At 70.8% G+C, this 21214-nt stretch carries 22 protein-coding genes; 13 read left to right on the top strand and 9 right to left on the bottom strand.

The genetic code is table 11. The features are described 5' to 3' along the window. Window positions 1–14: 14 nt before the first annotated feature. Window positions 15–1391: an 8-oxoguanine deaminase gene (locus ASF53_RS05820; protein WP_056195302.1), complete on the top strand. Its 1377-nt coding sequence runs from the start codon at window positions 15–17 to the stop codon at window positions 1389–1391. Here the strand turns inward: ASF53_RS05820 and uraD are convergent. Continuing rightward, window positions 1376–2257, bottom strand: a complete 882-nt coding sequence (gene uraD, locus ASF53_RS05815) for a 2-oxo-4-hydroxy-4-carboxy-5-ureidoimidazoline decarboxylase (protein ID WP_056195299.1) — start codon at window positions 2255–2257, stop codon at window positions 1376–1378. The genes ASF53_RS05820 and uraD overlap by 16 nt on opposite strands. A 584-nt stretch (window positions 2258–2841) precedes the next feature. Between uraD and ASF53_RS05810 the strand changes: the two genes are divergently transcribed. After that, window positions 2842–3090, top strand: coding sequence for a hypothetical protein (locus ASF53_RS05810; protein ID WP_056195296.1), 249 nt, complete (start codon window positions 2842–2844; stop codon window positions 3088–3090). A 218-nt stretch (window positions 3091–3308) separates the two neighbouring features. On the opposite strand, the gene ASF53_RS05805 is transcribed toward ASF53_RS05810, so the two are convergent. After that, window positions 3309–3827: a flavin reductase gene (locus ASF53_RS05805; RefSeq protein ID WP_056195293.1), complete on the bottom strand. Its 519-nt coding sequence runs from the start codon at window positions 3825–3827 to the stop codon at window positions 3309–3311. Window positions 3828–4036: 209 nt separating this feature from the next. On the opposite strand from ASF53_RS05805, the gene ASF53_RS05800 reads away from it, so the two are divergent. The 7 genes from ASF53_RS05800 to ureG all read left to right on the top strand — a co-directional run bounded on the left by ASF53_RS05800 (window position 4037) and on the right by ureG (window position 9747). Continuing rightward, the gene (locus ASF53_RS05800) at window positions 4037–4966 is read left to right on the top strand and encodes an urease accessory protein UreD (protein WP_056195573.1); all 930 of its coding nucleotides are present in this window, start codon (window positions 4037–4039) and stop codon (window positions 4964–4966) included. An 80-nt stretch (window positions 4967–5046) separates the two neighbouring features. Next, the gene (locus tag ASF53_RS05795) at window positions 5047–5667 is read left to right on the top strand and encodes an urease subunit gamma (protein ID WP_082482486.1); all 621 of its coding nucleotides are present in this window, start codon (window positions 5047–5049) and stop codon (window positions 5665–5667) included. Beyond that, on the top strand, window positions 5664–6224 hold the full coding sequence (locus ASF53_RS05790) for an HD domain-containing protein (RefSeq protein ID WP_056195287.1): 561 nt from the start codon (window positions 5664–5666) through the stop codon (window positions 6222–6224). The genes ASF53_RS05795 and ASF53_RS05790 overlap by 4 nt, the downstream gene beginning before the upstream one ends. A 2-nt stretch (window positions 6225–6226) precedes the next feature. After that, entirely contained in the window at window positions 6227–7954 is a 1728-nt protein-coding gene (ureC, locus tag ASF53_RS05785) for an urease subunit alpha (protein ID WP_056195284.1), read from the top strand. Between the two features lie 3 nt (window positions 7955–7957). Then, entirely contained in the window at window positions 7958–8449 is a 492-nt protein-coding gene (locus ASF53_RS05780) for an urease accessory protein UreE (protein ID WP_056195282.1), read from the top strand. Continuing rightward, on the top strand, window positions 8394–9116 hold the full coding sequence (locus ASF53_RS05775) for an urease accessory protein UreF (RefSeq protein ID WP_056195570.1): 723 nt from the start codon (window positions 8394–8396) through the stop codon (window positions 9114–9116). The genes ASF53_RS05780 and ASF53_RS05775 overlap by 56 nt, the downstream gene beginning before the upstream one ends. Window positions 9117–9132: 16 nt before the next feature. Continuing rightward, window positions 9133–9747, top strand: coding sequence for an urease accessory protein UreG (gene ureG, locus ASF53_RS05770; protein ID WP_056195279.1), 615 nt, complete (start codon window positions 9133–9135; stop codon window positions 9745–9747). Window positions 9748–10019: 272 nt separating this feature from the next. On the opposite strand, the gene ASF53_RS05765 is transcribed toward ureG, so the two are convergent. From ASF53_RS05765 to ASF53_RS05740, 6 genes are read right to left on the bottom strand one after another with little or no spacing between them, the layout of a single operon-like run. Continuing rightward, window positions 10020–11081, bottom strand: coding sequence for a phytoene/squalene synthase family protein (locus tag ASF53_RS05765; protein ID WP_056195276.1), 1062 nt, complete (start codon window positions 11079–11081; stop codon window positions 10020–10022). Continuing rightward, window positions 11062–12588 carry a phytoene desaturase family protein gene (gene crtI / locus ASF53_RS05760; RefSeq protein ID WP_056195274.1) on the bottom strand — a complete coding sequence of 509 codons (1527 nt, stop codon included), beginning with the start codon at window positions 12586–12588 and terminating at the stop codon, window positions 11062–11064. The genes ASF53_RS05765 and crtI overlap by 20 nt, the downstream gene beginning before the upstream one ends. A 44-nt stretch (window positions 12589–12632) precedes the next feature. Further along, window positions 12633–13541 carry an alpha/beta fold hydrolase BchO gene (gene bchO / locus ASF53_RS05755; protein ID WP_056195271.1) on the bottom strand — a complete coding sequence of 303 codons (909 nt, stop codon included), beginning with the start codon at window positions 13539–13541 and terminating at the stop codon, window positions 12633–12635. Between the two features lie 9 nt (window positions 13542–13550). Beyond that, window positions 13551–15299, bottom strand: coding sequence for a magnesium chelatase subunit D (locus ASF53_RS05750; RefSeq protein WP_056195269.1), 1749 nt, complete (start codon window positions 15297–15299; stop codon window positions 13551–13553). A gap of 5 nt (window positions 15300–15304) precedes the next feature. Beyond that, window positions 15305–15814, bottom strand: a complete 510-nt coding sequence (locus ASF53_RS05745; RefSeq protein WP_056195266.1) for a DUF192 domain-containing protein — start codon at window positions 15812–15814, stop codon at window positions 15305–15307. Next, window positions 15811–16356 carry a cold-shock protein gene (locus tag ASF53_RS05740; RefSeq protein ID WP_193763202.1) on the bottom strand — a complete coding sequence of 182 codons (546 nt, stop codon included), beginning with the start codon at window positions 16354–16356 and terminating at the stop codon, window positions 15811–15813. The genes ASF53_RS05745 and ASF53_RS05740 overlap by 4 nt, the downstream gene beginning before the upstream one ends. A 422-nt stretch (window positions 16357–16778) precedes the next feature. On the opposite strand from ASF53_RS05740, the gene ASF53_RS05735 reads away from it, so the two are divergent. Further along, window positions 16779–17765 (top strand): heparan-alpha-glucosaminide N-acetyltransferase, encoded by a 987-nt coding sequence (locus ASF53_RS05735; protein WP_056195260.1) that lies wholly within the window; start codon window positions 16779–16781, stop codon window positions 17763–17765. Between the two features lie 3 nt (window positions 17766–17768). Here ASF53_RS05735 and efp read toward each other — a convergent pair whose 3' ends face one another. Continuing rightward, window positions 17769–18335 (bottom strand): elongation factor P, encoded by a 567-nt coding sequence (gene efp / locus ASF53_RS05730; protein ID WP_056195257.1) that lies wholly within the window; start codon window positions 18333–18335, stop codon window positions 17769–17771. Between the two features lie 123 nt (window positions 18336–18458). Here efp and epmA point away from each other — a divergent pair, with 123 nt between their 5' ends. The 3 genes from epmA to ASF53_RS05715 are packed head-to-tail and all read left to right on the top strand — an operon-like array spanning window position 18459 to window position 21195. Then, entirely contained in the window at window positions 18459–19517 is a 1059-nt protein-coding gene (gene epmA / locus ASF53_RS05725; RefSeq protein WP_056195254.1) for an EF-P lysine aminoacylase EpmA, read from the top strand. Next, window positions 19514–20575 (top strand): lysine-2,3-aminomutase-like protein, encoded by a 1062-nt coding sequence (locus ASF53_RS05720; protein ID WP_056195251.1) that lies wholly within the window; start codon window positions 19514–19516, stop codon window positions 20573–20575. Before epmA ends, ASF53_RS05720 begins: the two co-directional genes overlap by 4 nt. Continuing rightward, window positions 20572–21195 carry a glutathione S-transferase family protein gene (locus ASF53_RS05715; protein WP_056195247.1) on the top strand — a complete coding sequence of 208 codons (624 nt, stop codon included), beginning with the start codon at window positions 20572–20574 and terminating at the stop codon, window positions 21193–21195. The genes ASF53_RS05720 and ASF53_RS05715 overlap by 4 nt, the downstream gene beginning before the upstream one ends. The last annotated feature ends 19 nt before the right edge of the window (window positions 21196–21214 follow it).

Here is a 21214-nt window from a genome sequence, read left to right as displayed (position 1 = left end):
TCTCGGGAATCGGCATGGCAGCGGATGGCACGGTCGCGCGGCGGCTCTGGATACGCGATCCCCTCGCGATCCTGGCGGACGGGGCCGGCGGGGGCGTCGTCGTCGAGGGCAGCCGCATCTCTGAGCGGGTGCCGGCTGGCGGGCAGCCCGCCGCGCCGGTGGACGAGACCTTTGAGGCCGGGCGGCATGTCGTCATCCCCGGCCTCATCAACACGCATCACCACTTCTTCCAGACGCTGACGCGCGCCCATCCGGCGGCGATCAACAAGCCGCTGTTTCCATGGCTGCAGGCGCTCTACGGGATCTGGGGGCGGCTGACGCCGGACGCCTTCCGGCTCGCGACGCGGCTCGCCTACACGGAACTGCTGCTGTCGGGCTGCACCACGGCGGGTGACCACCACTACCTGTTCCCGCAGGGGCTGGAGAATGCCGTCGACATCCAGGTCGAGGAGGCGCGGCGCCTCGGCATCCGCGCCGTCGTCACCCGCGGCTCGATGAGCCTGTCGCAGGAAGAGGGCGGCCTGCCGCCCAAGGCGCTGGTGCAGGACGACGACACCATCCTCGCCGACAGCGAGCGGGTGCTGCGCCTGTTCCACGATCCCGCGCCCGGCGCGATGGTGCGGATCGGGCTTGCCCCCTGCTCGCCCTTCGCCGTCACCAAGCGGCTGATGCGCGAGAGCGCCGCGCTGGCCGAGCGCTACGATTGCCCGCTCCACACCCATCTCGGCGAGACCCGTGACGAGAACGCCTTTTGCCTTGAGGCGTTCGGCCAGCGCCCGGTCGATTACCTCAAGGAGGTCGGCTGGATGAATTCGCGGGCCTGGCTCGCCCACGGCATCCACTTCAACGACGACGAGGTGCACCGCCTCGGCGCGGCCGGCGTTGGAGTGTGCCATTGCCCGACCTCGAACATGGTGCTCGCCTCGGGCCAGTGTCGGACCTGCGAGTTGGAGGCAGCGGGCTCGCCGGTCGGCCTCGGCGTCGATGGCTCGGCCTCGAACGACAATTCCAACCTGATCGAGGGCGTGCGCCACGCCCTGATGATCAACCGCCTGACCTACGGCGCGGAAGCCGTGACCCATCTCGATGCCCTGCGCTGGGCGACGCAAGGCTCCGCCGCCTGCCTCGGGCGCAGCGACATCGGCCGGATCGAGCCCGGCCGGGAAGCGGATCTGGCCCTGTTCACCCTGGACGAACTGCGCTTCTCCGGCGCGCACGACCCGCTCGCCGCGCTGGTGCTGTGCGGGGCGCATCGGGCCGACCGGGTGATGGTGGCGGGGCGCTGGCGGGTGATCGACGGGCAGCCGCTCGGCATCGAGACCGGCCGCCTGCGCGAGGAGCATTCGCGGCTCGCCCGGCACCTGTTCGGCGATGCTCAGCTTCCGCGATAGGTCTGGTAGCTCCAGGGGCTGGCAACGAGAGGGACGTGATACTGCCCCTCCGGCTCGGCCACGCCGAAGCGGATCGGCACCACATCGAGGAAGGCCGGATCCGGCAGGGTGAGCCCGGTGCGGCAGAAATACGCGCCGATGTAGAAGCGGAGCTCGTAGGTCGCGATCGGCACCGGGCGACCGCCGATCAGCGGGCTGTCGGTGCGCCCGTCGGCATTGGTCACGGTGCGGGCGACCGTCACCGATTCGTCCCCGACGATCTCGGCGAGTTCGACCACGACGCCCGCCGCTGGCCGGCCGGCCACCGTATCGAGCACATGGGTCGAGAGCCGCCCCGTGGTGCGCAGCCGCCCCTCCCCCTCGACGAGGGCGTCGAGGCGGATCGCCGCGATCCGGAGGATTTCGGCCTCGGCCGTCTCCCGCTCGCGCGCCGCGTCGCTGGACAGCCGGGTCTCGAACTGCCGCAGCAGCGAGGCGCGGCCGTGCCGCTTGATGCAGAGGATGAACGGGAAGCCGAAGGTCTCGGCATAGGCGGCGTTGAGCGCCGCGAACCGCGCGTATTCCGCCTCGCTCAAGCGATCGAGCCCGGCGGCGGCCTGCTCGGCGATGGAATCGGCGGCGATGGTGCCGGCGCGGGCCGAGCGGCCGGCGAGTTCGGGATGGCCCTGCAGCAGGGCGAGCCGCCGCGCCGCGGGCGCTGCGAGAACCGCCTCGCGCATGGCCGCGAACAAAGCCTCTACGCTTCCGAATGGCCGCCGGGCCGCTGCGGCCTCGGCGACCCAGGGCGCATGTTCGAAGATCGCGCCAAGGGCGGCGACGAAATCCGCTTCGGAGGCCGCATTGAGCGCGTCGAGGGTCAGGGGCATGAACGGGCCTTGGTGAGAGCATCGTCCGGACAGGGGGCGCTGGCGTTCGCGACGATGCAAAAATGAAGCGAGAGCATCGCGCGGAATCTAATCTTCAGAACGATGCCGTGAGCTGGAAGTCGCGGCGCGGTCGCCGGCGCGGAGGATTATAGACCGCGGCCTCCCGGCCGTGCCGCTTGTCCTGTAGCGGCCCGGATGGGCCCAAGCGGGAGAGACGGCAGGGCGCTGACGGCGGCGATCGGCCGGGGGGGTGAGGCTGCGGCGCTGCTACAGTGGGTGCCGCCCGTTTAGTCCCGGCAGAAACGCGCGCCGTGCCCGCACGCACATGGCGGGAAAGGATTGTGCCACATGCTAAGCAAGCAGGCAGATTCCTCTACGTTTCGTCTAAGTACCGGAAACGGATAGGAAATATAGCGCTATGAGGCTGCACCAATTAGCTCGGGGGCTGTGTAGCGATCTCGCGATGCCCATATCGTATGCAAACGATGGCTATTCGGCGGGCTTCACTGCACAAAATCTGTGAGCATTGCGCCCGCGACGTGCTTAACTCCCTGAACGAAGCAACTCGTTCAGGAGACAAGAAAATGTCCGTACGCATCTTCTCCGCCGCACTCGTCGTGCTCGCTGTCTCGGCCGGTGGCGCTTTCGCGGGCGATCGGGGCCGGATGGTCGGGGCGCAGCAGCCGGAGACGACTGGCAGCGTTCCCCGCTCGGCCGAGCCGCTGAACCTGTTCGGCCTTCCGGATCGCGATCCCAGCTCGTTCGCGCCGCAGCGCCCGAGCCGCAGCACCTTCAACGCTAACACCGCCCGCGCGCGCCACTACGAGCGCTGAGCGCCGGTTGGGCGACCTTGCTTCGGTCGACCCGTCCGCTCCCTGCCGAGCGGCCGGGCGCAAGCTTGGCCTCGAAGCACGCTTGAAGCGTCGATCCCACGGCATCGGTCGGCCGGGAGAGACGGCGCGGCGGGCTTCGAGGCTGCCGGCGTAGCGCCTCGATGATGTTCGTTGCCGGAACAGGTCGGCGATGCGGCCTACCGCCTCGGCAAGGGCGATCAGCCGCCTTTGGAGCCCTCGCGCGGCAGGACGCGATAGTGCCGCCCGGCATAAAGCAGGCTGTCGGCGCCGCTGATCTCGGCGAGCGCCTCGACCGTGCAGATCAGCACGTCATGCGTGCCGACCTCGTGGCGATCGACGATCCGGCAATCGAAGCTGACGAGGGCGCCTGCCAGCACCGGTGCCCCGGTCTGCAGCGTGCCCCAGGCTGGTTCCGCGAAGCGTTCCGCCTGCGGCACGCGGCCGGCGAAATCGGCGGAGAGGCCTTCCTGCGCCGCCGTGAGCGTGTTGATGCACAGCACCCCGTTGCGCAGAAAGGCCGGATAGGCGGACGAGCCGCGATTGAGGCAGACCAGCAATGTCGGCGGACCGTCGCTGACGCTGCACACCGAGGTTGCCGTGACGCCCGCCCGGCCGCCGGGCCCGTCCGTGGTCACGAGATGCACCGCACTCGCGATCTGCGCCATCGCTTCGCGGTAGGCCGAGGCGGAGACGGCCTCGGGATCGGATGAAGTCATGACGGTCGCCTCTCGGGGCCGGATGAGGTCCCGATCGTGGAGCAGGACGTCGCAAGGCTCGGTTGAACGCCCTTGAAACGATGACGCGGTGGGCGTTCCGGCCGCTCCGGTCAAGGGGAAGAGTGACCCTCTCACGGCCAAGGACGGTCTTCTCTGCCCTCATCCTGCGCGTTCGCTGCCGAAGATCGGTGCGGGATGGCACCGGACCGGTGGGGCCCGCCACCTTGCGGATAAGGGCTCCGCTGGCCGATGAAGCCCGCACCTGCTCCGCCGGAGGCCGTCCGATCCCCGCCGCCGAACCGCTCCGCCCCGCTTTGTCCCGCCAGCGCTCGCAGGGCGCGGCGCATCTGCGCGTCGCCCCGGCCGGAACGGCGCCGGACGCGCCAACGCGGATCGTCGATCTCGCCGAGAGCGGCCCCTTGCGCCTGCGCTTTCCCCGCCAGGGCGCCGAGCGGATGCTGGAGGGCGTGCTGGTCAATACCGGCGGCGGCATCGCCTGCGGCGATGTGTTCGCGGTGTCGGTGACGGTCGAGCCGGGCGGGGCCTGCCTGCTGACCACCACCGCGGCGGAGAAGATCTACCGCTCGGACGGACCCTGTGCCGAGATCGTCAACCGGGTGAGTGTCGGCGCCGGCGGGCGGCTCGATTGGCTGCCGCAGGAGACCATCCTGTTCGACCGGGCCCGACTGGTGCGCCGCTTTGAGGCGGATCTTGCCCCCGACGCATCGTTGCTGGTGGCCGAGATCGCGGTGCTCGGCCGGGCCGCTCGCGGCGAGAGCCTGGAGGAGGCCCTGTTCGAGGATCGCTGGCGCCTCCGCCGCGACGGCCGCCTCGTCTACGCCGACAGCCTGCGTCTCGAGGGGGCGGTCACGGCCCTCATGGACCGCCGGGCGATCGGCGGCGGGGCCCGCGCACTGGCCACGATCCTCGACCTTTCGCCGGGCGCGGAGGGCCGGCTCGACGAGGCCCGCGCCCTCCTCGACGCGCTGCCGCCGCAGGTCGAGGCCGGGGCGAGCGCCTGGAACGGCCACCTCGCCGTGCGGATGCTGGCCCCCACTGTCGCACCCCTGCGCGACGGCGCCGCCCGCTTCCTCGCCGCATGGCGCGGGCAGCCGATGCCACGCGTGTGGCAGACCTGACCAGCTTGACCTTGGGCCGAGCATGATCCTTGCTCGGCGGACCTTCAGGCCCGGCCGACTCTCACCTCAGGACGCACGCCTTGCTCCTTACGCCCCGCGAGAAAGACAAGCTCCTCGTCGCCATGGCCGCCCAGGTCGCCCGCAACCGGCTGGCGCGGGGGGTGAAGCTCAACCATCCGGAGGCGATCGCCCTCATCACCGACTTCGTGGTCGAGGGTGCCCGTGACGGGCGCTCCGTCGCCGAGTTGATGCAGGCCGGTGCCCGCGTTCTCGATGCCTCGCAGGTGATGGAGGGCGTGCCCGAGATGATCCACGACATTCAGGTCGAGGCGACCTTCCCCGACGGTACCAAGCTCGTCACGGTCCACCACCCGATCCGCGGCGCACCCTCGGCGGACGTGCCGGGCACCGTGACGACCTTGCCGGGCGAGATCGTCTTCAACGAAGGTGCGCCGCGCACGGTGATCGAGGTCGCCAATACCGGGGACCGGCCGATCCAGGTCGGCTCGCACTATCATTTCTTCGAGGCGAATCCCGGCCTCGTCTTCGACCGCGACAAGGCCCGCGGCCAGCGCCTCGACATCGCACCGGGCACGGCGGTGCGTTTCGAGCCGGGCTCGACCCGCGAGGTGGCGCTGGTGCCGCTCTCGGGCGACCGGAACGTCTACGGCTTCCGCGGCGACGTGATGGGGCCGCTGTGAGCGGGCTCGATCCGGATCGCCGTGTGGACGTGGCGCTCGTGTCGCGCGCGGCCGATTTCGCGGCCCGCCGGCACGCGGACCAGCAGCGAAAGGGCGCCGCCCGCGAGCCCTACGTCAACCATCTGGCGGAAGTCGCCTGCCTCCTCGCGGAGACGATGGGGGAGCCCGATGCCGCCCTCGTGGCCGCTGGCTGGCTCCACGATACGCTCGAAGACACCCAGACCGACCGCGAGGAGTTGGAGCGGCTGTTCGGCCCGCGCGTGGCCGCCCTCGTCGCGGAGGTGACGGACGACAAGTCTCTCCCCAAAGCGGAGCGCAAGCGGCGGCAGGTCGAGGGAGCGCCGCACAAATCGGCGGGTGCCAAGGCGATCAAGCTCGCCGACAAGACCAGCAATCTACGCTCGCTGACGGCGAGCCCGCCGGAGGGTTGGGAGCGGCAGCGGATCGCCGATTACATCGCCTGGGCGGAAGAGGTCGTGGCGGGCTGCCGCGGCACCAATTCCGCCCTGGAAGATCGCTTCGACCGCGCGGTCGCCGAGGCGCGAGGGACTCTTTAGAAATGGCCGACATCCGCAAGCCCGCCGCCCTCCCCCGCGCGGCCTATGCCGCCATGTTCGGACCGACCACCGGCGACCGGATTCGCCTCTCCGACACCAGCCTCGAGATCGAGGTCGAGCGCGATCTCACGACCTATGGCGAGGAGGTGAAGTTCGGTGGCGGCAAGGTGATCCGCGACGGGATGGGCCAATCACAGGCGACCAACGCCGCGGGCGCCGTCGATACCGTCATCACCAACGCGGTGGTGCTCGACCATTGGGGCATCGTGAAATGCGATGTCGGCATCGTGCGCGGCCGCATCTTCAAGCTCGGAAAGGCCGGCAACCCGGACGTTCAGGCGAATGTCGACATCGTCGTCGGCCCCGGCACCGAGGTGATCGCGGGCGAGGGCAAGATCCTCACGGCCGGCGGCTTCGACAGCCACATCCACTTCATCTGTCCGCAGCAGATCGAGGAGGCGCTCTGCTCCGGCGTCACGACGATGCTCGGCGGCGGCACCGGGCCGGCGCACGGCACCTTCGCCACCACCTGCACGCCGGGCCCCTGGCACATCGCCCGGATGATCGAGGCGGCCGATGCCTTCCCGATGAACCTCGCCTTTGCCGGCAAGGGCAACGCCTCGGTGCCCGGCGCCCTGGAAGAGATGATCCGCGCCGGCGCCTGCGCGATGAAGCTGCACGAGGATTGGGGCACCACGCCCGCCGCGATCGACACCTGCCTCTCGGTGGCGGACGCCTTCGACGTGCAGGTCATGATCCACACCGACACGCTCAACGAATCGGGCTTCGTCGAGGACACGATCGCCGCCTTCAAGGGCCGCACCATCCACGCCTTCCACACCGAGGGCGCCGGCGGCGGCCATGCGCCGGACATCATGCGGGTAGCGGGGCTGGCCAACGTGCTCCCGTCATCGACGAACCCGACGCGGCCCTTCACGAAAAACACCATCGACGAGCATCTCGACATGCTGATGGTGTGCCACCACCTCGACCCGTCGATCCCCGAAGACCTCGCCTTCGCCGAGAGCCGCATCCGCAAGGAGACCATCGCGGCCGAAGACATCCTGCACGATATCGGCGCGCTCTCGATGATGTCGTCCGACAGTCAGGCGATGGGCCGGGTCGGCGAGGTCGTGATCCGCACATGGCAGACCGCCGACAAGATGAAGCGCCAGCGCGGCGCCTTGTCCGGCGATGCTTCGGGCAACGACAACCTGCGCGCGCGGCGTTACGTGGCGAAATACACGATCAACCCGGCCATCGCCCACGGCGTGTCGCGCCATATCGGCTCGGTGGAGCCGGGCAAGCTCGCCGACCTCGTGCTGTGGACGCCGGCCTTCTTCGGCGTGAAGCCGGACCTCGTGCTCAAGGGCGGCATGATCGCCACCGCGCCGATGGGCGACCCCAACGCCTCGATCCCGACGCCGCAGCCGGTGCACTATCGCCCGATGTTCGGCGCCTATGGCCGCGCGCCCTACGCCACCGCGCTCACCTTCGTCTCGCGGGCGGCACTCGAGGACGGCGTGAAGGAGAAGCTGCGCATCTCCAAGGAGCTGGTGGCGGTGGAGAATGTGCGCGGCGGCATCTCGAAGAAGAGCATGATCCTCAACGACGCGACCCCGAACATCGAGATCGACCCCGAGACCTACGACGTGCGCGCCGACGGCGAGTTGCTGGTCTGCGAGCCGGCGGAGGTCTTGCCGATGGCGCAGCGCTACTTCCTGTTCTGAACCATGATCCGCGCCACCCGTGTCATCCGCCGCGACCGTCTCGGCTCCGGCGAGATCATCGACCGCATCGTGCTCGATTCGAACGACCGGCATCGCCGCCGCATGGCGATGCGCGGCGTCGGTGGCACGGCCTTCCTGCTCGATCTGCACGAGGCCACCGTGCTCGATGACGGCGACGCCCTCGCGCTGGAGGATGGTCGGCTCGTCTGGGTCGAGGCGGCGCCCGAAGCGTTGCTGGAAATCCGCGCGCCCTCCCCGCACGCCCTCAAGCGTCTGATCTGGCATATCGGCAATCGGCACATCCCCGCCGAGATCGGCGAGGAGGCGGTGTGGATCGGCCACGACCACGTGCTCGCCGAGATGGTGCGGGGTTTGGGCGGCAGCGCCGAGCCGGTGACGCGGCCGTTCCGGCCCGAGGGCGGCGCCTATGCCGGCGGGCATGCCCATGACCATGGGCACGGCCATTCGCACGGCCACCCGCACGCCCATGATTGACGCCTTGCGGCTGATGGCGTGGCTCTCGCCGACCTATCCGGTCGGGGCTTTTGCCTATTCGCACGGCCTCGAATGGGCGGTGGAGAGTGGCGATGTGCGCGACGCCCCCACCCTCGCCGATTGGCTCGCCGACGTGCTGGAACGGGGCGCGGGGCGCAACGACATGATCCTCTGCGCCGCCGCGCATCGCGCCACCGAGGCCGGAGACGATGCGGGTCTCGCGGAGATCAACGACCTCGCCCTCGCGCTCGCCCCCTCCCGCGAACTCCATCTGGAGACGAGCCAGCAGGGGCGCAGCTTCCTGGACGCGACCCTGCGGGCCTGGCCCTGCCCTGCCCTCTCGACGGTTGCCGATCGGCTGACGACTGAGGTCGCCTATCCCGTCGCCGTCGGCGCCGCGGCGGGCGCGCACGGCGTCGCGCGGGAGGCGACGGTGGCGGCCTATGGCCTTGCCTTCGTTCAGAACCTCGTCTCGGCGGCGCTGCGGGTGGCGCCGGTCGGCCAGAGCGCCGGCACGACGATTCTCGCCGCGCTGACCCCCCGCGTCGCCGCATTGGCCGAATCGCTGCATGAGGCCGGACTCGACGCGCTCGGCAGCGCGACCCTTCGGCTCGATCTCGGCTCCTTCCGGCACGAGACGCAGTATTCCCGCATCTTCCGCTCCTGAGGATTTTTTGGAAGTCATGGCATCCGTGAACGGACCCCTGCGCGTCGGCATCGGCGGACCCGTCGGCTCCGGCAAGACCGCGCTGATGGAGCAGCTCTGCCGCCGCTTCCGCGATACCTACGAGATCTGCGCGATCACCAACGACATCTACACCAAGGAGGATGCCCGCATCCTCACGGTGGCCGGGGCGCTGCCCGAGGAGCGCATCCTCGGCGTCGAGACCGGCGGCTGCCCGCATACGGCGATCCGCGAGGACGCCTCGATCAACCTCGCGGCGGTGGCGGAGATGCGCCGTCGCTTCCCGAAGCTCGACCTCGTGCTGATCGAATCCGGTGGCGACAATCTCGCGGCGACCTTCTCGCCGGAACTGGCCGATCTCACCCTCTACGTCATCGACGTGGCGGGCGGTGAGAAGATCCCCCGCAAGGGCGGCCCCGGCATCACCCGCTCCGACCTGCTCATCGTCAACAAGACCGACCTCGCCCCGCTCGTCGGCGCCGACCTCTCGGTGATGGAAGCCGACACCCAGCGGATGCGTGGTACGCGGCCTTACGTGTTCGCCTCCCTGCGCGACGGCCACGGGGCGGATACGGTGGCCCGCTTCATCGTGGAGGCCGGCGGGCTGGCGTGAGAACGCTTCGCGAGACCTGATCGCGTGAGTGCATCCCCTCTCCCCGCGGGCGGGGAGAGGGTCGCGACGACCTCGTCGTCGGCGCGACAAGGCGGCAGCAGAGGGTGAGGGGGCTTTTCCGAAAGAGCTTCGTCCGGTGCTGCCCCCTCACCTTCGCTTCAGCTTCGCCTTCGCTCCCGGCCTGCACGACGAGGTGCAGGCCGGCCTCTCCCCGCGCGGCGGGGCGAGGGGGATGCAGCTCAACCCGGTTCGATCGAACGACCGCCCTCTTCTTACGACGCAGCCGAGCGGCGGAAGGCGTCGCGCTCTTCCAGCGCCTCGATCAGGTCAAGCACGCGCACGACCTGCCCCGACACGTTCCACCACGGCGGCAGGCGGCGCGCGGCCGGGACCGGATGGTGTGTGACGGCGTCCACGAGGAAGGCGGTCTCGGGCAATGGCGGTGCCGGCAAGCCGCGTCCGCCGCCCGCGGGCAGGAGGGCGGCGGCCAGAAGCCCGGCCTTGCGCGCGCCGGTGACGCGGGCGCGCTGCGAGACTGAATCGAGGCCGTTCGCCTCCACGGCGCGGCCGATCTCCGCGTAGATCAGGCCGGCGGCGCGGATCGCCGGGCGGCAGCTCAGCGGGAGCGCGGCGATGCCGGGTTCGGCGCGGGCATAGAGTTCGTCGGCCGCGGCCAGCAGATCGGCCACCACCCGTTGCAGACCGGGGCCGAGCCGAGGCTCGGCGAGGAAGGCCTTCGCGTCGATGCAAGCGGCGTCAAGCCATTCGCGCGGCAGGTAGAGGCGCCCGGCGCGGGCATCCTCGCCGACATCGCGGGCGATGTTGGTGAATTGCATGGCGACGCCGAGATCGCAGGCGCGGGCGAGCGCCGGGCCGTCGCGCACCCCCATCACCAGCGTCATCATTGCCCCGACCGCGCCCGCGACCCGGGCGGCATAGGCGGCCAGCTCCGACAGCGTGTCGTAGCGTCGGCCTTGCGTGTCCCAGGCCAGCCCTTCGAGCAGCGCCCGCGGCAATGCTTCGGGGATGGCATGGCGGGCGAGCACCTCGGCGAGCGCCCGGTCGGCCGGGTGGTTGGCGGGGCGGCCATCGAGGGCCGCCGTCAGCCGTCGCTCCAGGCGGGCGAGGGCTGCCGCGCGGTTGCCCCCGGCCTCGTCCACCGCGTCGTCGGAGAGGCGGCAGAAGGCGTAGAGGCCGTAGGCCGAGACCCGCACCGTGGGCGGCAGCAGCAGCGAGGCCGCGAAGAAACTTTTGGAGCCGGCACGGATCGCGGCCCGGCAGGCCAAACGGTCGGCCGCGCTGGCGGCGGAAGGGTCAGGCGCAAACACGGGCATCCGGCACCACGGAATCGAGGACACGAGCCGAGGACAGCACGCCCGGCAGACCGGCGCCGGGATGCGTCCCCGCGCCGACGAGGAAGAGGTTCGCCACGTCTTCCGAGCGGTTATGCGGGCGGAACCAGGCCGATTGCGTCAGCACCGGTTCCAGCCCGAACCCGGAGCCGCGGACGCTCAGGAAATCGTCGGAAAAATCCTGCGGCGTCGTCACCCGCGAGGTGACGAGGGCGTCGGAGAGCCCCGGCAGCACCGAGCCTTCGAGGAAGCGGGCGATCCGCTGGCGGTAGGGCTCGGCGATCTCCGCCCAATCCTGCCCGCCATCGAGGTTCGGCACCGGGGCGAGCACGTAGAATGCGTCATGCCCCGGCGGCGCGAGCAGCGGGTCGGTCGCGGTCGGGCGGTGGAGGTAGAGGCTGAAGTCGTCCGCCAAGTGCTTGCGGTCGAAGATGTCCTGCAACAGGCCGCGATAGCGCGGGCCCATCAGGATCATGTGGTGATCGACCTCCGGGTATTTCTTCCGGGTGCCGAAATACCAGACGAACAGCCCCATGGAGGAGGAGGCGCGGGCCAGACGCCGCGGGCTCCAGCGCCGGGTTCGGCCGCCGAGCAGCGTGCCGTAGGTGAAGGCGGAATCGGCGTTCGAGACCACGATGTCGGCGGGGATGACCGCGCCGCCCGCCAGCACCACACCGGTCGCGCGCCCACCCTCGACGCGGATGCGCGCAACGTCCTCGCCGCACCGGACGCGGCCGCCCTGCCCCCGGATCAAGCCGCAGAGCCCGTCCACCAGCCGCCCGGTGCCGCCCATGGCGAAATGGACGCCCCATTGCCGCTCCAGATGGGCGATGAGGCAGTAGATGCCGCTGGCGCGGAACGGGTTGCCGCCGATGAGCAGGGGATGGAAGCTGAAGATGGTGCGCAGGCGCTCGTCGCGGATGAAGCGGGACACCACGTCGTAGACGCTGCGGTGGCCCGAGAGGCGCAGGAGGTCCGGCGCGATCCGCAGCATCGAGCCGACACTGCCGAACGGGACGTGGCCGAGTTCCTCGAAGCCCATCCGGCACACGGCCTCGCTATGGGCCATGAAGCGCTCGTAGCCGGGCACGTCGTCCGGCGAGAAGCGGGCGACCTCGGCCCGCATCGCCGCGCGATCGCCGCTATAGGCGAAGCTCTGCCCGTCCTCGAAGCGGATGCGATAGAACGGCTGCATCGGCACGAGGGTCACATCCTCGCGCATCTCCCGCCCGCAGAGCCGCCACAGCTCCTCGAACAGGAACGGCGCGGTGACGATGGTCGGCCCCGCATCGAAGGTGAAGCCGTCCTGCCGGTGGACGCGGGCGCGGCCGCCCGGCTGGTCCAGCCGTTCCAGCACGGTGACGCGATAGCCACGAGCGCCGAGCCGCACCGCCGCCGCCAGCCCACCGAAGCCGGCTCCGATCACGACCGCATGCGGCCGGGCATCGGGGCCAGACGCGACAGTCGGTTTGACGCGGAGTGTCAACATAGGTTGACACTATGGCTGGGATTTTCGTCAGCGCAAGAGGCGTCTCAGGTCGCCGGGGCGCGAATGGCCTCGGCCTCCGCAAGAATGATCTCCGCCACCCGCTCCGGCGCCTCCTCGTGGGCGAGGTGGCCGAGCCCGCGCAGCAGTTCGACGCGGGCACTCCGCAGCCGCTCGCGCAGGGCGAAGGAATCATCGGGCTTGATCGCCTTGTCGTCCCCGCCGACGATCAGCAGCGTGCGAGTCTCAATCCGCGGCAGGTCGCGGGCGAGCGCCGGGAGATCCCAGTTCGCCATCATGCCCAGCGCGCCCGAGACGTGGCCGGGGCGGGTGAACAGCCGCCGGTAGAGGTCGAGCCCCTGCGGATCGAGACGCGAGCCGGTGCCGTCGATGAGGCGGCGCACCGCTGCCCGGTCGGCGCTCCAGGCGAAAACCTTCGGGGTCACGGGGTTCAGGAACAGCATCCGGGCGATGCCAGGGAAGAGAAAGCTGGCGACGCCGGGAAACGGAGTCAGCGCGCCGTTGAGCGCCACCAGCAGATCAGGGTCGATGCGCCGGTCGAGGCACATCCGCGCGAGCACCGCCGCACCGGCCGAATGGCCGATTACGACCTGCGGGGTCAGGCCAAGACTGGTGACGAACTCGCCCACCGCCTCGGCCATGCCCGGCAGGGAGAGCCGGCGGGGGGGCAGCGGATCGGTGAAGCCGTGGCCCGGCAGATCGGGCGCCACGACGCGAAAGCCGCCCTGCGCCAGGAGCGGCGCCAGCCCGCGCCAGGAATGGGTCGCGGCGCCGGTACCGTGCAGGAGCAGCAGGCCGGGCGCTTGCCGATCGCCGAATTCCTGCACGTGCCAGCGCAGGCCCGCGGCCTCCACGAAGCGGCTGGCCGCCCGGTGCGGCCAATCGCGGCCGTCGCGCTCCCAATCCGGCCGGTCGTCTTTTGGGGGCAAGGGCAAAGGGGGGCCTCAGGCTGTGGCGGCGCGCACCGCCGCGCTGACGCTGCCCGCATCGGCATGGGGCAGCGGACAGTAACGCCCCTGCGCCGCCTCGGCGAGGCCGCGCGCCCCGTCGGGCCGGGCGCCGGTGTCGATCACGAGAATGGGGAGCCCCTGCACCCGAAGCACGCGGGCGGCCGCCAGAGCCTCCTCTCCGGCCAGCGCCCGGCCGCCGAGACCGGAGCGGGCGACGTTGGCCCGACCGTCGGTGAGCAGGACGATGACCGGGCTTCCGCCCGCCCGCCGGATGCCGAGGGCCAGGGCGGCGGCGGTGTCGAGCCCGGCGGCGAGCGGCGTACCGCCTCCGCCGGGCAGACCCGCGAGCGCGCGCTTGGCCCTGACCAGGGAGCGCGTCGGCGGCAGCACGGTCTCGGCCCGCGCGCCGCGGAAGGCGACGAGGGCGATGCGGTCGCGCCGGACATAGGCCTCGGCGAGCAGCAACTCGACAGCGCCCTTCGCCTCGGCCAGCCGTTCGAGCGCCGCCGAGCCGGAGGCATCGACGCAGAAGATCGTCGTCGTCTCGCTGCGCCGCTTCAGCCGGCGAATCCGGAAATCCTCCGGGGTGACGATGACGCGGCGCGGATCTGCCGCGCCCCGGCGCAGGCGCTGCCAGGGGGCGGCGGCGCGCAGGGTCGCGATCAGGTCGAGCCGCCCCCGGCGCGGATCGCCGGGACGGCTGCCGACCGGGCGGCCCGTGAGCGGCGAGGCGGAGGCTGCCCCCATCCGCCCGGCCGCGCCGGCGCGTAGCGGCGGACCGCCGGCGAGGAGCCGGGCGAGCAAGTTTTTCGGGAGAGCGGCGCGGACCGCGTCGAGCACCGTCTCGTCGGGCTCTCTCGGCGGGGCGTCCGCGCGCTCGGCCCCGTCCTCGGGTGTTTGGTCCCGGTCCTGCGGGGGCTGCGGCTCCGGCGGGAGCGGGTCCGCCGGTTCCGGCTCGGACGGCTGCGGTGGTGCGGGTAGACGCGTCGCCCGCGGCGCCAGGACGAGGCGGGCGGCGTCGATCAGGTCGGCCTCACTCGGTTCGTCCCGGCCGGCCTTCCCAGCGATGAGCCGGGCGATCCGCAGGGCGAGAAGCGGCGCCCGCAGCGAGGCGATGCCGAAGGCCTCCGCAAGGGCGCAGAGGGTGGCGGTCGCGTCGGGTGCGGATGGGCTCTCCGCTTCGGCCGCCTCGCCAGCGGGAGGGGAAGCGGCGACCTTCGCATCGCGCAGGCTCACGCCGGACAGGTCGATGCGGAGTGCCAATCGGTCGGCCAGCGCCTCGGCGACGGTCTCGTCTTCCTGGCCCTCGTCGAGCAGCACGAGGCCGAACCGGGCCGGGAGCCGCGCGGCGAGGCCGTCGCGTTCCAGCGCCAGCGTACCGGTGTCGAGGGCGCTCGCGAGCCGGGCCACGGTGCCGCGTTCCAGGCGTTCGGCCATCGGCACCACGACGACACCGCCATCGGCCTCCGCCAGCAGGCCGCGCTGGATCACCGGGCGGCCGGCACGCAGGGTGGCGGGCAGGTCGAGCCCGCCGATCAGACGGTCGTCGGCGATGCCCGGCGGCATCCGCCGTACCGGGCCCGTGAGCCTGTCGCGGAGATGATCGAGCCAGAGGTCGCGCACCGGACCGGCTCCGGCCCGCAGCACGACCCCGCCGAGGCCGTGCGGGTCGGCGGCGAACAGGGCGGCGGCGTGCAGCGCACCGTTCCAAACCCCGGCCGGATCATCGGTCTCCGGGGCCATCGCGGCTAGCGCTTGAACATCGGGTGCTCGACCCGGTCGCCGGTACGGATGCCGAGCTTGGCGGCGGTGCCGGCATTGAGTTCGAGCACCGCGAGAACCGGCTCGCCCGACGGGATCACCTTGGTCGAGAGCGGCTCGGTATCCGGGGCGATCCGGGCGATCGAGCCGTCGGAGCGGATGAACACCATGTCGAGCGAAAGATAGGTGTTCTTCATCCACATCGTGACCGGCGCCGGTCGCTCGAAGTCGAACAGCATGCCGTGGTCGGCGGCCATGGAGCGGCGGTACATCAGCCCCTTGGCGCGCTGCGCATCGGTGCGCATCACCTCGACTTGGAAGGCGTGGCGACCGTTCTTGGCGACGATGCCCAGCGGCTCGGTCGCGGCCTGGGCGGCGGGTGCCGCCTCTTGCGCGCGCAGCGGAAGCGTCGGCACAGCCGTCAAAGCGGCGAGGCAGGCGGCGAGGCGCAGAAGCTTTGTCGCGGAGGGAAACACGGGCACGCGGATCACCGTCAATGGGAAGCCGGAAGCGCCCCGTCGACGAGGCGGACTTCCGCCGCCATAGCACCCTTCGAGCCGTCGCCGTAGCGCACCAGCACCTCCTCGCCGGGCTTCAGCTCGGCGATGCCGTAGCGGCGCAGGGTCTCCATGTGGACGAAGATGTCCGGCGTGTCGTCGCCGCGGCTGAGGAAGCCGAAGCCGCGCAGGCGGTTGAACCACTTCACCACCGCACGTTCCAGGCCGCTCGTCGGCGTGACGACTTCGTGAGTACGCGCCATCGGCAGTTCGGAGGGGTGGAGCGCGGTGGACTGATCCAGCGAGAGCACCCGGAAGGCCTGCCAGCCGCGGGCGCGCTGCACCGCCTCGACCACGATCCGCGCGCCTTCGCTCGCGGCCTGGTGCCCGTCCCGCCGCAGGCAGGTGATGTGCAGCAGCACGTCCGCCGAGCCGTCATCCGGCACGATGAAGCCGAAGCCCTTCGAGACGTCGAACCACTTGATGCGCCCGGCGACCTCCAAGAGTTCGGCCGGACGTTCCTCCTCGGTCTCCCGCTCCATCGCGCGGTCTCGCGTCTCCGGCATACGAAGCCCGACGGCACTCAGTTCGTGTTCGTTCGACATGTAAGCAACCCGTGCCGAATCGCGCGGCGCAATCCCGATGCTACGTTAACAAAGTCACATTACGCGGAAAGCCCGTTTGGCCGGCAACGGGACACTTCAAATGATCATTTTTCAGAAGCATGGCGTCAATGCCGCATCTCGCCCCCGCCGGTTTGCCCGTCCGCTCCATTGATTTGAAGGCCGATTCGGGACGGGAGAGCGTGGCTGGACAACGGCTTAGGATCATCCGTGCCGAATTCGACCTGTGAGCGGTCTCGTTTCGGGCTGATTCGATTGGCCGCAAGTTCTGCCCGAGCGAGAGGCAGCGTCTCGTGCGGGTGCCCTTCGCCTCGACCGGGGAACGGTGATAGGGCGCGGCCATGCCTGCCTCCCCCGCCTCCACGCCCCCCCGTTCGAGCCGGCGGATCGATGCCCTCGACCTCGCTCGCGGCGCGGCGCTCGCGGCGATGGCGGCCTATCATGGGCTGTGGGATCTCGGATTCCTGCAACTCACGCCGCAGAATTTCGCGCTGACCCCGCCGGGACGGCTCGCGGCCCACGTCATCGCCGGCGCGTTCCTGCTGCTGGTGGGTATCGGCCTCGTGCTCGCCAACGGCGAGGGCGTGCGCTGGCGGGCCTTCGCCCTGCGGCTCGTGCGGATCGGCGGGGCCGCACTCCTCATCACAGGGGCGACGTGGTTCGCGTTTCCGCAGAGCTACATCTTCTTCGGCATCCTGCACTGCATCGCCGTGTCGAGCGTGCTCGGCTTGCCCTTCGTGTTCCTGCCGGCCCCGGTGACGGCGCTCGCGGCCACCGCCGTGCTGGTGGCGCCGCACGTCGTGGCCCATCCCCTGCTCGACGCACCGGAATTGTCTTTTCTCGGCCTCGGTCGCGGTCTGCCGGACACCAACGATTGGGTGCCGCTGTTTCCCTGGTTCGGGATGGTACTGGCCGGGATCGCGCTCGCCCGGATCGCGCGGCCGGCGCTCGCCGGGTCATGGCTCGCCCGCTGGCGGGCCCGGAACGCCGTGGCCCGCGGGGCAGCCTTTGCCGGCCGGCACAGCCTCGCCGTCTATCTCGTGCACCAGCCGGCCTTGCTCGCCCTGTTGACCGGCCTCGTCACGCTGACCGGGCCGCATCCGAAGGCGGGGCTCGCGAGTTTCCGCAAGGATTACGTGGGCAACTGCACCCGCACCGGCGGCGAGGCGGAGGCTTGCCGGATCGCCGCCCGCTGCACGGCGGATGCCCTGCGGCGGGAGGGGCTCTGGGGCTCGGGCAGGCCCTACTCCGTGGAGGAGCGGGCCAAGGCGCAGGGGCTCTCGCAGCTTTGCTACGAGGCCGCGGAAGGCACCGCGGCCCCGCCGTAGAAGTTAGTCCTTGGCGCGTTCCACGTAGGAGCCGTCCGCCGTCATGATGACGACGCGGGTGCCGGTGCTGACATGCGGCGGCACCGAGGTCTTGATGCCGTTCGACAGGAGCGCCGGCTTGTAGGACGAGGAGGCGGTCTGGCCCTTGGTGACCGGCTCGGTCTCGACGATCTCGAAGGTCATGCGCTGCGGCAGCTCGATGGTCAGCGGCACGCCGTTATGGGTCGAGAGGGACACGGTCATGCCCTCCTGCAAGTAGGGGGCGGCGTCGCCGATCACGTCGGCCGGGACGGCGATCTGCTCGTAGCTCTCGGGGTTCATGAAGTGATACCCCTCGCCGTCCTGGTACAGGAAGGTGTGGTCGCGATCCTCGACGAAGGCGCGCTCGACCTGCTCGGTGGTGCGGTAGCGCTCGGAGACCTTCACGCCGTCGGTGATGCGGCGCATATCGAGCTGCGTTACCGGGGTGCCCTTGCCGGGGTGGATGTTCTCCGCCGTCAGGATGACGTAGAGCTTGCCGTCCTTATCGACGACGTTGCCCTTGCGAAGGGTACTGGCGATCACTTTCACGAGCGTGGACCTTGGCTTGACGAGAACGGCGGCTCTTCACCGGCGTCTCGGCCGGATGAGCGGAATCATCCGCGAGGCCCTACCCTATCCGCGGCTCGGTTGCCAGCCGGAGGCTGTTTTCGCGTGAGTCACGAGTCTTCGCCCTGGTGGCATCCCGGCCTCCATGCGGATCGCCGGCCGCTGCTGCTGACGCGCAACCGCATCCTCGCGGGGTTTCGCGCGTGGTTCGCGGCGCGCGATTTCGTCGAGGTCGAAGCCGCCGCGCTGCAGGTCTCGCCGGGCAACGAGGCGCATCTCTCCGCCTTCGCCACGGAGGCGATCCTGCCCGATGGGAGGCGCGAGCCGCTCTATCTCCACACCTCGCCGGAATTCGCCTGCAAGAAGCTGCTGGCGGCGGGCGAGCCGCGCCTGTTCAGCCTCGCCCACGTCTTCCGCAACCGCGAGCGCGGCGCGCTGCACCACCCCGAATTCACGATGCTCGAATGGTATCGGGCGGGCGAGGGCTACGACGCGCTGATGCAGGACGGCGCCGCGCTGCTCGCGCTCGCCGCCGAGACGGCGGGCGTAAAACGCCTCACCTTCCGCGGGCGCGAGGCCGATCCGTTCGCGCCCTTCGAGCGGCTGACCCTCGCGGAGGCGTTCCAGCGCTTTGCCGCCATCGACCTCCTCGCCACGGTCTCGCCCGACGGCACGACCGACCGCGATGGGCTCGCCGACGCGGTGATGACCCGCGGCCTGCGGGTGGCGCCGGACGACACCTGGGCCGACCTGTTCAGCCGCATCCTCGTCGGGCTGATCGAGCCGCATCTCGGCCAGGGGCGCCCGACCATCCTGTGCGAGTATCCGGTGAGCGAAGCGGCGCTCGCCCGGCCGAGCCCGCGCGACCCACGCGTCGCCGAGCGGTTCGAGCTTTATGCCTGCGGCGTCGAACTCGCCAATGCCTTCGGCGAACTCACCGACCCGGCCGAGCAGCGCCGCCGCTTCGAGGCGGAGATGGCGGAGAAGGCCCGCGTCTACGGCGAGCGCTACCCCATCGACGAGGAGTTCCTGGACGCGCTGGCGGTGATGCCCGAGGCGAGCGGCATCGCGCTCGGTTTCGACCGGCTGGTGATGCTGGCCACCGGCGCGCCGCGCATCGACGACGTGATCTGGACCCCGGTCCCCCGGAACAGGTTGCGGTGAGCCTCGCCTTGAAGAGCGCCACGGCGCTGGCCCGCGCCGGGCTGGTGGATGCGCAAGCCCTCCCCGCCCTGGAGCGCGTCGCGGCGCGCTACGCCGTCTCGGTGACGGTCGACATGGCCGAGCTGATCGACGCCTGCGATCCCGCCGATCCGATCGCCCGCCAGTTCATCCCCCGCGCGGAGGAGATCGAGACGCGGGCCGAGGAGCGCGCCGATCCGATCGGCGACGACGCGCATGAGGCGGTGCCCGGCATCGTCCACCGCTATCCCGACCGGGTGCTGCTGAAGCCGCTGCATATCTGCCCGGTCTATTGCCGCTTCTGCTTCCGCCGCGAGCGCGTCGGGCCCGCCGGCCAAGGTTCGCTCAGCGAGGGGGAGTTGGCGGCGGCCTACCGCTACATCGCCGCGCATCCCGAAATCTGGGAGGTGGTGGTGACGGGGGGCGACCCCTTCGCCCTCTCGCCCCGGCGGCTCGCGGCGATCACCGAGGCGCTCGGCGCGATCCCGCATGTGCGGGTTTTGCGCTTCCACACCCGCGTGCCCGTGGTCGAGCCCGCCTGCGTGGATGCGGCCCTGGTCGCCGCCCTCAAGGGGTTTTCCGGCGCGGTGTTCGTGGCGCTCCACGCGAACCATCCGCGCGAATTCACGCCGGCCGCGCAGGGTGCCATCGCCCGGCTGGTCGATGCCGGCATCCCGATGGTGAGCCAGAGCGTGCTCCTGCGCGGCGTCAACGACGATGCGGAGACGCTGGAAGCTCTGATGCGCAGCTTCGTCGAGAACCGGATCAAGCCCTACTACCTCCATCACGGCGACCTCGCGCCGGGCACCGGCCATCTGCGCACGGAACTGCCGGAGGGGCAGGCGCTGATGCGAGCCTTGCGCGGTCGCCTCTCCGGCCTCGCCCAGCCGCTCTACGTGCTCGACATTCCCGGCGGCCACGGCAAGGTGCCGGTGGGGCCGGACTACCTTGACGCGGCGGGCGCGTCCTGGCGGGTGACCGACCCGAGCGGGGCCGTTCACGCCTATCCCCCCGAGAGCGACGACGAGGACCGAGGATGACGCTGAAGCTGTGGGGGCGGGCCAGCTCCGGAAACGTCCAGAAGGCGCTCTGGGCGCTCGACGAGCTGGGTCTGGTCTACGAACATATCGAGGCGGGCGGCGCCCACGGCATCGTCGGCGAGCCGCGCTATCGCGCGCTGAATCCCAACGGCCTCGTGCCGACCCTGGAAGAGGACGGTTTCGTCCTCTGGGAGTCGAACGCGATCCTGCGCTACCTCGCCTATGCCCATGGCGGCCCGCTGGCCCTGCCGGAGGCGCCCCGCGCCCGCGCGCTCGTCGACCAATGGCTCGATTGGCAGGCCACCGCCTTCACCCCGACGATGCGCGATGCCTTCCTTCAACTCGTGCGCGTCGCCCCCGACAAGCAGGACGCTCGGCTGATCGAGGCATCGCGGGCCGGGTCCGAGCGCTGTGCCGCCCTGCTCGACCGGCATCTGGCTGACACGCCCTACGTGGCGGGCGAGCTTTTCTCCATCGCCGACATCGCCGTGGGGCTGGCGGCGAATCGCTGGTTCCAACTGCCGCTGGCGCGGGAGGAGCGCCCGAACATCCGCCGCTGGCTGGGCACGCTCGCGCAACGGCCGGCCGCCTCAGCCGTTCTGTCGCTGCCGCTCACCTGATTCTTCCCCGCGGAGATCA

It is taken from the genome of Methylobacterium sp. Leaf123 (genome assembly GCF_001423405.1).
Classification (GTDB): Bacteria; Pseudomonadota; Alphaproteobacteria; order Rhizobiales; family Beijerinckiaceae; genus Methylobacterium.
Note: the sequence above shows the minus strand (reverse complement) of the source record. Positions and strands in the feature narration are given on the sequence as shown.

Bases quoted from the DNA above. Each gene is read 5' to 3' on its own strand.
- ASF53_RS05765 (WP_056195276.1), bottom strand. From the start codon at position 11,081: ATGCCCGTGTTTGCGCCTGACCCTTCCGCCGCCAGCGCGGCCGACCGT.
- ASF53_RS05735 (WP_056195260.1), top strand. From the start codon at position 16,779: ATGCCTGCCTCCCCCGCCTCCACGCCCCCCCGTTCGAGCCGGCGGATC.
- ASF53_RS05805 (WP_056195293.1), bottom strand. From the start codon at position 3,827: ATGACTTCATCCGATCCCGAGGCCGTCTCCGCCTCGGCCTACCGCGAA.
- ASF53_RS05810 (WP_056195296.1), top strand. From the start codon at position 2,842: ATGTCCGTACGCATCTTCTCCGCCGCACTCGTCGTGCTCGCTGTCTCG.
- uraD (WP_056195299.1), bottom strand. From the start codon at position 2,257: ATGCCCCTGACCCTCGACGCGCTCAATGCGGCCTCCGAAGCGGATTTC.
- crtI (WP_056195274.1), bottom strand. From the start codon at position 12,588: ATGTTGACACTCCGCGTCAAACCGACTGTCGCGTCTGGCCCCGATGCC.
- ASF53_RS05780 (WP_056195282.1), top strand. From the start codon at position 7,958: ATGATCCGCGCCACCCGTGTCATCCGCCGCGACCGTCTCGGCTCCGGC.
- ASF53_RS05775 (WP_056195570.1), top strand. From the start codon at position 8,394: ATGCCCATGACCATGGGCACGGCCATTCGCACGGCCACCCGCACGCCC.
- ureG (WP_056195279.1), top strand. From the start codon at position 9,133: ATGGCATCCGTGAACGGACCCCTGCGCGTCGGCATCGGCGGACCCGTC.
- ureC (WP_056195284.1), top strand. From the start codon at position 6,227: ATGGCCGACATCCGCAAGCCCGCCGCCCTCCCCCGCGCGGCCTATGCC.
- ASF53_RS05740 (WP_193763202.1), bottom strand. From the start codon at position 16,356: ATGGAGCGGGAGACCGAGGAGGAACGTCCGGCCGAACTCTTGGAGGTC.
- ASF53_RS05715 (WP_056195247.1), top strand. From the start codon at position 20,572: ATGACGCTGAAGCTGTGGGGGCGGGCCAGCTCCGGAAACGTCCAGAAG.
- ASF53_RS05820 (WP_056195302.1), top strand. From the start codon at position 15: ATGGCAGCGGATGGCACGGTCGCGCGGCGGCTCTGGATACGCGATCCC.
- ASF53_RS05750 (WP_056195269.1), bottom strand. From the start codon at position 15,299: ATGGCCCCGGAGACCGATGATCCGGCCGGGGTTTGGAACGGTGCGCTG.